This window comes from Streptomyces sp. DS1-CR2 (assembly GCF_055760475.1).
Genome location: NZ_CM147085.1, coordinates 3,378,375 through 3,390,703, shown reverse-complemented (window position 1 = coordinate 3,390,703; position 12,329 = coordinate 3,378,375). Strand labels below are relative to the sequence as shown.

Here is a 12,329-nt window from a genome sequence, read left to right as displayed (position 1 = left end):
CCGGATGCTTTCAGAGCGAACGGAGTTGGGGAAGGGGTTCGAACCGGATATCGGGGGCGCCGCATCGGATAACGGCGTACCGGACAGCGGCGTGTCAGCCCGCCGTGTTCACCATCGAAGCCGCGGCATACGTCAGGTAGCTCCAGAGCGTGTGCTCGTGCTCCTCGGACAGGCCGAGCTCGTCGACCGCGGTCCGCATGTGCCGCAGCCACGCGTCGTGCGCCGCCTGGTCCACGGTGAACGGCGCGTGCCGCATCCGCAGACGCGGGTGGCCCCGGTTGTCGCTGTAGGTGCGGGGACCGCCCCAGTACTGCATCAGGAACAGCGTGAGACGCTCCTCGGCCGGACCCAGATCTTCCTCCGGGTACATCGGCCGCAGCAGCGGGTCCTGGGCGACCCCCTCGTAGAAGCGGTGGACCAGGCGCCGGAAGGTCTCCTCGCCGCCGACCTGCTCGTAGAAGGTCTGCTCCTGGAGCGTGCCGCGCGGAATCTCGGTCACGTCGGTGGGCCTCACAACTCTCGCTCGGGTCACCCCGATGCCTGTCCGGCCGGGGCCCCGGGGTGGTCCCCCGGGAAATGCAGCATGTGTCCATCGTCTCAGACGACCGGGACGAGGACTTGAGGCTTAGGCCCTGCCCGCCGACCCGCCCGGCGGCCCTGCCCTTCCAGCACCGGAGTACACCCCGGACGGGGGCTCGCTCTTACGTCCCGGGCACAGCACAGTGGACGTATGGGCGCACAGGGCACGGACCCGGAGGCGGGAGCCGAGGCGGCGCGGGCCGCGCTCGTGCGGGAGATCGCCGTGAGCGGGGCCTTCGACGGCGACCCCGCCTGGCGCGAGGTGTTCGAGCAGGTCCCGCGCCATGTGTTCGTGCCCTACTACTACCTTCCGGCGCCGACCGGCTATCGGCGGCTGTGGCGCGAGGACCCCGACCCGCGGCAGCGGGAGCGCTGGCTGCGCGGCGCCTACGCCGACGAGCCGCTCGCCACCCGGGTCCGCGACGGGGAACTGGTCTCGTCCAGCAGCCAGCCGTCCCTGATGGCACGGATGCTCATCGAGCTGGACGTACACGAAGGGCACCGTGTCCTGGAGATCGGCGCGGGCACCGGCTACAACGCCGCGCTGCTCGCCCGCCGCGCAGGCGACGAGAACGTCACCACGGTCGACCTGGACCCGGAGATCACCGAGACCGCGCGCCGGCACCTCGCCGCGGCGGGCTTCCGGCCGGCCGTCGTCACGGGCGACGGTGCGACCGGGTGTCCCGAGCACGCCCCGTACGACCGGATCATCGCGACCTGCGCGCTGCGGAACGTGCCCAGTGCCTGGCCCGCGCAGTGCAGGCCAGGGGCGCGCATCCTGGCGCCCCTCGCGACCGGTCTGATCCTGCTCACGGTGCGCGAGGCCGGCCACGCCGAGGGCCGCTTCCTGCACACGCCCGCCTACTTCGTGCCCCTGCGCGGAGCGACGCAGGGCGAAGAACCGGTGCAGCACATCGGCGGGCTGCCCCGCAGGGTCCTCGCCGACGACCTGTTCCGGTTCCTGCTCTCGCTGACCGCGGGCCGGCTCGACCCGCACGAGGCCCTCGCCCTGTGGGAGCGGGAGGGACGGCCCGAGCGGGAACGGTTCGGCATCACGGTCAGCGGCGAGCACGAGTGGGCCTGGCTGGACGACCCCGAAGGGCCGTACGCCTGGTCACTGCGGCCGGACCGGATGTAGATGCCGGACCGGACGCAGATACAGACCGGATGCAGATGCAGAGGGTGCTAGCCCCGGTGGATCGTGATCGTCGTCCAGGCGCCCACGTGCACCCGGTCGCCGTCCTGGAGCGGCACGGGGACGAAGGGCTGGATGGGCTCGTCGCCGCCGTTGACCGTGGTGCCGTTCGTCGAGTTCTGGTCGACGACCGCCCATGATCCGTCCGGCTGCTGTACCAGCACCGCGTGCTGATGCGAGACGCCCGGGTCCTCCGGCGGCACCGACAGATCGATGTCGGGGGTGTCGCCCGTGGAGTGGCGGCGACGGCCGATCGTCAGCTGGTTCCCGGTGAGCCGGCGCTGCTGCTCGGGCGAGTACGCCGGCAGGTTCAGGCCCGAGGCCTCGGGCCCGCTGCGGTGCATCATCGCCATGAAGTACTCGCGGTCCGGGCCGATCGTCGCGCTCCAGGAAACCGGCTGCTGCTGCTGGAAACCCGGGGGCGCCTGAGGGGCCTGGGTCTGCTGCGGCGGCGGGAAGCCCTGCGGGCCGCCCGGCGCCTCGGTCGCACCGGGACCCGGACCCTGCTGCGCCGGGGCCGACGGGGGTGAGAGCACCCAGTCGTCACCGCCGCCGAAGGACGGACCCGAGGGACCCGAGGGTGGCGGCGGACCCTGCGGGCGGCCGGTCTCCTGCGGGAACGCGGGCGGGGCGGGCGGACCCGGCTGCTGGAATGCCTGCGGGGCGCCACCCGTGCGGGGGCCCGGCGGGGGCGGCGGGCCCTGCGCCGGGTCGCCGCCGAACGGCGGGATCGGCTCGGCGGGCCGGTTCATCTGCGAGGGCCGCGAGCCCTGGTACTCGAACGAGTCACCGGGACCGGGCGGCTGCTGCTGGAAGCGGAGCGCCGGGTTCGGGCCGACGGGGCCCTGACCGGGACCCTGACCCTGACCGGGGCCGGGAGTCGTAGGGTTCGGCGCGGCCGGCGTGTAGGACGTGGCCGTGTTCGTCAGGAAGTTCCACCGGCACTCCTCGCAGAACGGCGCGCCGCCCTCACGGGGCGTGCGGCACTGCGGGCACAGCTCGGCGCCGGCGCCGGGCGGCGGTGGAGCGGGCTGCGCCGCGTTCCCCGGCGGCGGGTAGCCGTAGCCGGGAGGCGGGGTCTGGCCGCCCTGGGGGTAGCCGTAACCGGCGGCCGGAGGCGGCGGCGGAGGGGGCGGGGGTACGGCACCGGCCATGCGGTGACCGCAGACCTCGCACCAGTCGTCGGAACCCGACTGGTGTCCGTTCGGGCAGGTCGGCATGTCGGCGCTTCCCCCTCCGTTACTTCGCTACGTCATCACTTCTTGACACGGACAGTCTTCGTGGACCGGGTCTCGAGGGTCATTTCGTCAGCCTCGGCGACCCTGGCCTTCAATCGAACAGTACCTTCCGCGGCGTCGACCACGTCCACCACCTTCGAGAGCAGTTTGGCCGTATCCGCGTTCCCGGAGGCCGCGGCGAGCTGCACCGCGCGTCCCAGCTTGGCCGTCGCTCCGTCCGCATCGCCCGCTTTGCGGGCATCCAGACCCTGTTGGATGACCTGTGCCAGTTCCGCCTGGCCCGTGTAGTGCGCGACCTGCGGATTGATCGACGTGGACGCCGTCATGTCGTCCGTCCACACGGCCCGTACGAGTCCCTGCGCCAGGTTCTGCACGCCGCCGTCGGCCCCCGGGATCACCAGCGAGACGCGGCCCGCCAGCATCTCCTGGCCGAGCTCGGCGTTCGGGACCTGTACACAGACGTGGTAGTCGCGGGACTCGTCGCCCCATGAACCCGTCGGGTAGTCGCCCGCGCGGGGCCCCGCCTCGACGCGACGGTCCGTCAACTCCTCGACGGTGGGCGCCACTTGCTTCACGAACTTGATCTCGGCGCCGAGCGGCGTCCACAGCCGCAGCGCGACGTCCGCGACCTCCTTGCCCATCGCCGTCTCCATCATCCGCGTGAAGTCGGCGGCCAGGCCCGCCGGGTCCGCGACGATGTCGGCGCTGCCGAGCATGGCCGAGGCGATCCCCGTGACCTCCTTGACCTCCCAGTCCGTCCCCACGCCGCGCGCGTCACACGTGAAGCGGCCCGCGCACGCGTCGAGCGCGGCCTTCAGGTCCTCGGGCGACTCGTGCTCGTTGCGCCCGTCGGTCAGCAGGATGCCGTGCCGCACCGAGGACGCGGGGACGTCGGCGGCCCAGAGCAGCCGGTCGGCGAGGCGCAGCCAGGTGCCGATCGCGGTGCCGCCGCCCGCGGACAGCTTGCGCAGGGCCTGCTTGGCCTGGTCGCGGGTCTGCGCGTCGGCGACCGCGAGCCGGCCACCTCCAGGGAAGACCTCCTTCGCCACATGCGTCCCGCCGATCACGGCGAAGTGCACACCGTCGCGCAGGGTGTCGATCGCGGCGGCGGTGGCGTCACGGGCGTTGCGCATCTTCGTCGGCGGGTAGTCCATCGAGCCCGAGCAGTCGACCATCAGCGCGACCGCCGCGTCGGCCCCCCGGCCCGCGGCGTAGAACTGCTCAGCGGCCACCGCGCCGCCGACCGTGCCGCCGCCCGTCGACGTCACGGTCACGATTGCGTTGACCTCGCGGCCGCCCTCCGGCAGGAACTCGTTCTGGTAGACGTCGACCGAGAACTGCGGAACGTTCGACTTAGAGAACTTGGCCATGGTTGTTGGTCCCCCCTGCACCTTCGTGCACCTCCGTGGAACTTCCCCGACGACCCGGCGACTTCCCCGCGCCGCCCGGTCTACGCCGATCCTGCCCCCGCGGGCGGTACGGGGAACGGCAGCACGGCCACTGTTACGTTGTCGTGGCCGCCGCCGTCGAGCGCGTGGCCCACCAGGACCTGGGCGCTGTGCAGCGGACGGTGCGCCGCGTCGGCCGGGATGACCCTGGCCATCTCCTCCACGGCCTCCGCGTAGTTCCACAGCCCGTCCGTGCACACCACGACCACACCGGGACGGTCCGGCTTGAACGAGGCCGTGTGCGGCTCCAGTTCGTAGGCGTCCGCGCCGAGCCAGCCCGTGATCGCGTGGGCGCGCGCGTCCGCGTACGCCTCCGCCTCGTTCATCAGGCCCGCCGCGACCATCTGCGCCGCCCACGAGTCGTCCTCGGTGAGGCGGGCCGCGGGGGCCGTGCGGTCGTCGGGCACCCAGTAGGCGCGCGAGTCGCCGACCCAGCCGACGATCAGCAGATCCTTGGCGACGATCGCGCCGACCAGCGTGCACGCGGGCGCGTTCTGGTGCGGGGCGTGCTCATGGGCCGAACCGGGCTCCTGAGCCAGGGCGTTGACCGCCTCGGCGGCCACGACGATCGCGTCGTGCATGGCCTGCTGCGGATGCGTGCCGCGCGGCAGGGACTCCAGGAGCGCCTCACTCGCGGCGCGCGACGCGGCGAGGGACGCCTCGTCGGGGCGGGTCGCCGAGGAGACGCCGTCGCAGACGATCGAGACGACGGACGGCGTCCCGTCGGGCAGCGCGGCCGAAGCGATCGCGAACGCGTCCTCGTTGCGGTGGTGGCGCAGCCCCCGGTCGCTGACCGCGGCGACCGCGCCCAGTTCCTGCTCCATGTGATCGCGCTCGCGCGGCTGCGCGTGCCCGCAGTTCTCGCAGTAGCCGTCCCGGTCGACCTGCCCGGCGCGGCACGCCACGCAGAGCTTCGTGCCCGCGGGCGGGGTCGCGAACGACTCGGGCGGCGCGGTACGGGGATCGGGGGCGGGCAGCGTGTAGTCGCCGGCGGCGGACTCACCGGCCTGCTCGGGTACCCCGTCGAAGCGCACGGCCGACGGCAGTTCGGAGCCGCCCGAGTCGGTGCCCTGGAGGTCGGTGGGCAGATGCACGGGCGCCGGGGTGTCGGAGCTGTCGAGCTCGGGGGCACAGGGCCAGTCCACGGCGGGATTCTCCGCCGGCACCGCGCCGTCCGTGCTCAGGGTGACCGTCGGCAGGTCGTCCGGCGGGGCCGGCACCGCCGACAGGTCGTACCCGCACGCGCCGCAGAAGCGGTCACCCGACTCGAGGGGCTCCTCGCAGCTGGGGCACGTCGACATGGCCGTCGGCCGAGGCATCTGCGACATCAACTCACACCCACGTCCGTGGACGGTAACGGTTCGCCCGCTCCACCAGTTCGATCCTCTCCTCGCCAACCTGAGCGAGCCTGGCCAGTGTCCGGTACGAGCGCTCGAGGCCGAGACGCAGCCCGCGCTCGTCCAGATCGTTTCCGAGCACCAGCGTCCTCACGGGCCCCTGGCTCGGAGCGGAACCTTGACTACCGGAGAGTACCCAGTCGAGCGCCGTGCCAAGGACCTCGGTGGACAACCGCTCCCGGCGCACCGCGTCGAGGCCGAACCCGTCCAGCGCCTCGACCTGGCCCGCCGCGGCCGTCAGGTCGTCGAGCAGCGTCCCGTGCGCGGCGGCCGCCTCCGCCATCCGCTGCCGCAGTCTGGCCCGCACCGCGGCGACCCGGGCCGCCGTGTAGTGGATCGACGACTCCGGTACGGACTCCAGGGTGCGCACGGCGCCGTGCCGGTCGCCCGCGGCGAGCTGCACCCGGGCCAGGCCGAACGCGGCGCTCACATAGCTGGGGTCGGTGGCCCAGACGAGGCGGTAGTACTCCGCCGCGTTGTCCAGCTGGCCGAGTACCTCCGCGCACACGCCGAGCGCGAGCTTCGGGGCGGGCTCACCCGGGAACGCGTCGTAGACCGCGTCGAACGACAGGGCCGCGTTCGTGTGGTCGCCGGTCGCGAGCGCCGCGACCCCGCGGTACCAGACGACCCGCCAGTCGTCCGGGTGCTGCGCCTCCAGCTCCGCCAGCGCATGAGCGGCGGAGACCAGTTCACCCATTTCGAGGCGGGCCCGCAGTTCGCGCAGGCGCAGCTCCAAGGAGGTGGCGGGCGCGGCGCGCAGCGCGGTGATGAGCTCGCCCGGCGCGGACGCCATGAGCCCCGCGAGGAACCCGGCGTTCGGGTCGCCGGGGTCGACCCTCGGCACGGGGAGCGCGAGCGCGGTCGCGGCGGCGTCGAGGGGCTTCACCAACGAGGCGGGGGCGCCAGGGGTACCCGGGGCGCCGGGCAGCGCGGCGGCCGCGCTCCCCCGCGCCCCGGCGGGTGCGAGGGCGCCCCGTCCCTTCCGCCGCACCGGCTCCGCCCGCACCCCGAACCGCGACACATCGCCCGTCAGCTGCGCGAACAACTCCGTGTCCGTGACCTTGACTTCGGGCCCGAACAGCGTCGAGAGCGCAGGCCGCGGACGGCCCGTCTGGAGGGCCACGACCTCGCGCAGTACGCCGGTGAGCTGCTCCGCCATCTCCTGCGCGGACGCGAACCGGCGGGCGGGGTCGGGGTCGGTGGCGCGTACGAGCAGCCGGTAGAACGACTCGTACGTGCGGAAGACCTCGATGCTGTCGGGGTCGGGCAGGGAGTCCGCGAAGACGTTCGTGTAGCCCTGGAAGTCGAAGGTCAGGACGGCCAGCGTGCGCGCCACCGTGTACAGGTCGGAGGCGACCGAGGGGCCGACGTCCGCGACCTCGGGCGCCTGGTAGCCCACGGTCCCGTAGATCGCCGACTCGTCGTCGTCCATCCTGCGGACCGCGCCCATGTCGATGAGCTTGAGCTGGTCCTCCGTCTGGATCGCGTTGTCGACCTTGAAGTCGCAGTACAGGAGGTTGCGGCTGTGCAGGTGCCCGAGCGCCTCCAGCGCCTCGATCCCGTACGCGCAGGCCTGCTCGACCGGGAGCGGGTCGCGCTTGCCGGTCGGGGTGCGGCGCCCGTTGGCGATCTCCTTGAGGGACTTGCCGCCCACGTACTCCATGACGATGTAGCCGTCCATGGAGCCGGTGCGCTGGTCGAGGTGCTCGACGAAGTTGTAGATGCGGACGATGTTCGCGTGCTCGATCTCGGCGAGGAAGCGCCGCTCCGAGATCGCCGCCGCCATGGCGTCCTGGTCACCCGTGTCGAGGAGGCCCTTGAGGACGACCCAGCGGTCGGAGACCGCGCGGTCCACGGCGAGATAGACCCAGCCGAGCCCGCCGTGCGCGAGGCAGCCCACCACCTCGTACTGGCCGTGCACGATGTCGCCCGTACGCAGCTTCGGCACGAACGAGTACGGGTGGCCGCACTTCGTGCAGAACCCCTCCGTGCGGCCCGGGCGTTCGCCGCGCGCGCGGCCCACCGGCGCCCCGCAGTCCGAGCGCGAGCAGAATCGCTTCCGCTCGGGAACCTCGGGGTTCTCCTGCACCATCGCCCGCGGGTCGGGCCGCGGCACGTCCGGCACCTGGACCAGGCCGACGCCGAGGCGCCCGCGGCCCGACGACGCGGCCGAGGCGCCCGAACTGCGCACCGACACCGACCGGGACCCCTGTGAACCGGACCGCCCCGACAGGGAGCGCGACAGCCGGCCCGAGACCGACCGGCGCGACTGCGAGGAGCGCGACGAGGAGCGCGAGCTGGCCCGCGACGACCGCGAACTGCCGCGTGCGCTCGAGCTGCTGGAACCCCGGCCGCCGCCCGTGATGCCCGTCGGTGACGACCCCACCATGCCCGTCGGCGAGACCACCGGGGCCAGACCGCAGGTGTCGCAGTACAGCTCCCCGCCGCCCACGTCCTCGTACGAACCCACGCACCCGGGACGCTGGCACTGCCGCTGCTCGCTCATGTTTCCCCCCTCCGGTCGGCGGGACCGCCCTGTTCGGGCACCCGCGGGACCAATACGTCGGCGGCCGCCCGCTGGTACCGCAGGACCGCGTCCTCGGCCGCGCGCAGATCGCAGGGCGCGCTCCACAGCATCCGCCGGGCCGCGTCGTAACGCTCCACGAGCAGCGGGTCCTCGGCGAACCCGAGCCGCGCCACCTTCGCCTTGTACGCGTCGAGACGGCCGCGCAGCTCGGCACGGACCGCCAGAGGCTGTGTGACCTCCGTCAACGACTCGCGCGCCCGCAGGAGTTCGTCCTCGGCCTTCGTCTCCAGGGACTCCAGAAGCGGTGAGAGCCGGTGCCACTGGGCGGATCGCCGGTACTCGGCCGCCGTCGCCAGCTGCTCCTGGAGCGCCGTCGGCGGGCCGCTGACCGCGGGCACCTCGAACGCGGCGATCTTGGCGAGGACCTCGCCGCGCGCGGACCGCGCCTCGGCGAGCGTGCGGTCGGCGCGCGAGAGGACGTCCCGCAGCCTGCCGAGCCGGACCTCCGCGTCCTGCCGCACGGTCAGCACCGCGTCGATCTCGCGGCGCACCTCCTCCAGCGCCCGCGCCTCACGGTCGTACGCCGTCGTGTCGGGCCGGCCGCCGCCGGGCGCCGAACTGCCGGGCGCGGAACGCCAGTACGCCAGCGGATCGGACACGACGTCCTCCCGCAGCCGCGTCAGCGCGTGCGTGATCCGCTCCAGATCGTCGCCCGAGGGATGCTCACCCGGCCGTACGCCGACGGAGTGCGCGAGCTGACGCGTGCGGGCGAGCTCGGCGGCGAGGAGGTCTATACGGGCCGGCAGCGCCGACCAGACGGCGTCCGCGGCGACCACCATGTCGAGCGAGCTCGCGTACAGGTCGTTCATCCGCTCGACCAGGTCGGCGAGCGTGAACCGGTCGCTGAGCCGGGCGGGACCGGTGAGCGAAGCGGGCGTGGAGGGTCCGCTTCCGGCGACGGTCACGCCTTCGCCGCGCAGCAGCTCGGTCAGCTCGACGAGGTCCTCACGGCTCGACCAGCGGCGCCGCGCCCGTATCTCACGGGCGGAGCGCAGGGCGGCCGTGTACGCGTCGAAGTACGTCCACAGCAGGGTGATCGCCTGGTCCGCGGCGGCCCAGCGCTCCTGCGTGGTGCCGGTCAGCCGCGCGCCTTCGAGGAGCCTGCGGCCCGCGTGGTCCTGGAGGGCGAACAGCGACGTCTCGATCGCCTCGTGCTCCGCGCCGAGCCGCGCCAGCGCACGGTCCACCTCGTCCCGGTCCATCACCGGACCGGGGGGTCCCGTGACGCCCATCGATCACCTCTCCGTTCACATCGATGCCACCGGCTGCCGCCGGCCGCCGCTGTGCAAGTGCCGCAAGCAGCGCCCGGCCGGGCCTACTTGTACTTCGGTGCGGGCGGCCCGGAGGCCGCGCCGAGACCGTCCTTGAGCCACGCGTCGTACGAGTCCTGCCAGCCGCCGTCCTTGCGGAAGTCCTCCAGGACCTGGTTGACCCGGCGTACCAGGTCGTCCGTGCCCCGCTTCATCGCCACGCCGTAGAACTCCTTGGTGAACGGCGTGCCCTTCAGCTCGACCGTGGGGTCCTGCGCGGCCTGGCCCGCGGCGAGGGCGCTGTCCGTGACCACGGCGTCCACCTCGCCGAGCTGCAGCCTGACGAGGCAGTCCAGCTGGTTCGGCACCGTCGTGGAGATGTCGGCGCCGGGGGCCAGCGTGCCCGCCTTCCGGTCCGCGTCGAGCCGGTCGAAGGCGGTCGAGCCGGCTGCCGTGCAGATCCGCTTGCCCGCGAGCGACTTGTCGTACCCCGTGATCGAAGAGGTCTTGGGCGCGAGGACCTGCTGCCCGGTCTGGAAGTACGCCGTGGAGAAGGCGACGTCCTTGAGCCGCTCGCAGCTGATCGTCATCGTGCGGACCACCATGTCGACGTTCCCGTGCTGTATCGCCGGGATGCGCTGGTTGGTCGGGATCGCGCGGAACCGGATCAGGTCGCGGTCGCCGAGGATCTTCTGGGCGATCTCGTGCGCCAGGTCGATGTCGAAGCCCTCGAGCTCGCTGGACTTCTTGTTCGGGTCGCGGTAGCCCCAGTGGTAGCTGTTCTGGTCGACGCCGACGATGAGGTAGCCGCGCTTCTTGATGGCCTTGACCGCCGCCCCCGACTCGCTCCCGGACGGCGAGAGGCTGCGCTCCGGTTCCGTGCAGTCGTCGGCTCCGGCCTGCACGCCCGTGGCCACACCGGGGCCGCCGACGCCCGTGCTGCCGTCGCCGCCGGCGCCTCGCGTCAGGGGGAGCAGCAGCGCGAAGACCGCGGTCAGGGCGCAGGCGACCGCCATGGCCGCCACCCCGCCCCAGCCACGCAGGCTGATCCGCGTACGCCGTGCGCTCATCGCTGTCCCGCCCCCTCTCACCGGTACTCCGAAAGCCTGCGCCCGATGCCGAGCACGGCGCCCGCCGCGCCGAGTACGGCGAGCAGAGCGGCGCCCACCGGGAGCCCCGTCATCGCGCCGCGCCCGTCGGTGGCCGCCTGCTTGAACTCCGCCTGCTCGTGCGTCAGGGCGGACTGCAGTTCCTTGTCGACGTTGTCGAAGCACTCGCGGGTCGGCTTGTCCTGCTCGGAGCCGATCACCTTGTCGAGCGCCCCCTGGTAGTTGCCCGCGTCGTCCTGCTCGCGGGCGTCCTTGTGGCGGTTCTGCCACACCCGCATGTTGTCACCCGCGGCCAGGACGGGCCGCTTGCCATTGCTGTCGTCGGCGAGCTTCGTCGCGTCCCCGAGCTTCGTGGCGAGCGTCTTCATCTGGTTCTGGTAGTCCACGTCGAAGGCGTCCTTGGGCACGCCCTTCACCTCGACGGTCTCGGCGCCGCGGCTGACCAGCGTCAGATTCTCGTTGCCCCGCGCCTTGAGGGAGGCGATGCGGGCGTCGTGCAACACGTTCAGCGAGCGGACCCCGTGGTCGTACGACTCGTGGAGACCCGCGCGGGCGACGCTGTGGCCGACGACGAGCCAGAGGAGGACGACCGTGGACGCGGCCGTCGCCGCGACCAGGCCGTGGTTGAGCACGCGGTTCGTGCGGCGGTAGGTGCGCCGCTGGGCCCAGGCGAGAGCGCCGAGCGCGACGACGCCGAGGCCGATCGCGGCCCAGGGGTAGGGCGTGGCGCTGTCGTAGTCCGAGCGGAGCCGCTCGTTCTCCTTCTTGTACAGGTCCTCGGCCGCGGGGAGCATCTGCTCCTGCATCGTCTCGTTCGCGTACCGCAGGTAGGCGCCGCCCAGCGGGAAGCCCTGCCGGTTGTTCGCCCGCGCGCGCTCGATGAGGCCCTTGTACTGCGGCAGCAGCTTGTTCAGCTTCGAAATGGCGGCCGTGGAGGGGGAGTCGGGGTCCGAGTTCGCCGCCGCCGTCACGAGCTTGGCCGCGGCCGTCCTGATGTCCCTCTCGTACCGGTCCCGCGTCTCGGCCGGCTCCTGGCCGCCCGCGAGGAAGCCGCTGGACGCCGCCGTGTTGGCGTCGGCGAGCGAGCGGTAGATGTCCGCCGCGTCGGCGCTCAGGGGCTGGCTGCTGTGCAGGACATCGTCCGCGGCGGCCGAGCGGTCGGTCATCTGCCACGCCGTGACCGCGCCGAACGCGACGACGAGCAGCGCGAGCACGGCGCCGATGATGCGCAGGCGCCCCGGCTCCGTCGTCGCCGCGGCGCGCACCCGGTCGACGCCCTCCGCCCACGCGGTGCCGCGCGCGGGCGCGGCGGGCTCGGGGCCCTGCGCGTGCGGCGGCCGTACCTGCGGCGGCACGGACGGCATCGTGGGCGCGCCGACCGTCCCCGGCGGCGCCGCGCTGCCGTTCGGCGGGTTGTTCACTCGACCTCCCCCATGGTCATCGGTCCGTCACTTCCGTCCGGCGTGCGGGGAGCGCGGGCGAAGGTGCACGGCCGCAAGTATTGCCGCAGGGACTGACATCCGCAC

At 73.0% G+C, this 12,329-nt stretch carries 9 protein-coding genes; 1 reads left to right on the top strand and 8 read right to left on the bottom strand.

Annotation, left to right across the window (positions count from 1 at the left end; genetic code table 11):
* Window positions 1–94: 94 nt before the first annotated feature.
* On the bottom strand, window positions 95–499 hold the full coding sequence (locus ACY0PA_RS16645; RefSeq protein WP_473085355.1) for a globin: 405 nt from the start codon (window positions 497–499) through the stop codon (window positions 95–97).
* A 231-nt stretch (window positions 500–730) separates the two neighbouring features.
* Here ACY0PA_RS16645 and ACY0PA_RS16640 point away from each other — a divergent pair, with 231 nt between their 5' ends.
* Window positions 731–1,717 (top strand): methyltransferase domain-containing protein, encoded by a 987-nt coding sequence (locus ACY0PA_RS16640; RefSeq protein ID WP_473085354.1) that lies wholly within the window; start codon window positions 731–733, stop codon window positions 1,715–1,717.
* 47 nt (window positions 1,718–1,764) lie between these two features.
* Here ACY0PA_RS16640 and ACY0PA_RS16635 read toward each other — a convergent pair whose 3' ends face one another.
* From ACY0PA_RS16635 to ACY0PA_RS16605, 7 genes are all read right to left on the bottom strand, one after another.
* Window positions 1,765–2,994, bottom strand: coding sequence for an FHA domain-containing protein (locus ACY0PA_RS16635; protein WP_473085353.1), 1,230 nt, complete (start codon window positions 2,992–2,994; stop codon window positions 1,765–1,767).
* Window positions 2,995–3,029: 35 nt separating this feature from the next.
* A complete protein-coding gene (locus ACY0PA_RS16630; RefSeq protein WP_473085352.1) occupies window positions 3,030–4,382 on the bottom strand; it encodes a vWA domain-containing protein in 1,353 nt (450 codons plus the stop codon).
* A gap of 80 nt (window positions 4,383–4,462) precedes the next feature.
* Window positions 4,463–5,791, bottom strand: coding sequence for a PP2C family protein-serine/threonine phosphatase (locus tag ACY0PA_RS16625; RefSeq protein WP_473085351.1), 1,329 nt, complete (start codon window positions 5,789–5,791; stop codon window positions 4,463–4,465).
* 1 nt (window position 5,792) lies between these two features.
* Window positions 5,793–8,363: a serine/threonine-protein kinase gene (locus ACY0PA_RS16620; RefSeq protein WP_473085350.1), complete on the bottom strand. Its 2,571-nt coding sequence runs from the start codon at window positions 8,361–8,363 to the stop codon at window positions 5,793–5,795.
* Window positions 8,360–9,676: a coiled-coil domain-containing protein gene (locus ACY0PA_RS16615; protein ID WP_473085349.1), complete on the bottom strand. Its 1,317-nt coding sequence runs from the start codon at window positions 9,674–9,676 to the stop codon at window positions 8,360–8,362. The genes ACY0PA_RS16620 and ACY0PA_RS16615 overlap by 4 nt, the downstream gene beginning before the upstream one ends.
* 83 nt (window positions 9,677–9,759) lie before the next feature.
* Window positions 9,760–10,764 (bottom strand): glutamate ABC transporter substrate-binding protein, encoded by a 1,005-nt coding sequence (locus ACY0PA_RS16610; RefSeq protein WP_473085348.1) that lies wholly within the window; start codon window positions 10,762–10,764, stop codon window positions 9,760–9,762.
* Between the two features lie 17 nt (window positions 10,765–10,781).
* Window positions 10,782–12,224 (bottom strand): hypothetical protein, encoded by a 1,443-nt coding sequence (locus tag ACY0PA_RS16605; protein WP_473085347.1) that lies wholly within the window; start codon window positions 12,222–12,224, stop codon window positions 10,782–10,784.
* Window positions 12,225–12,329: the final 105 nt, after the last annotated feature.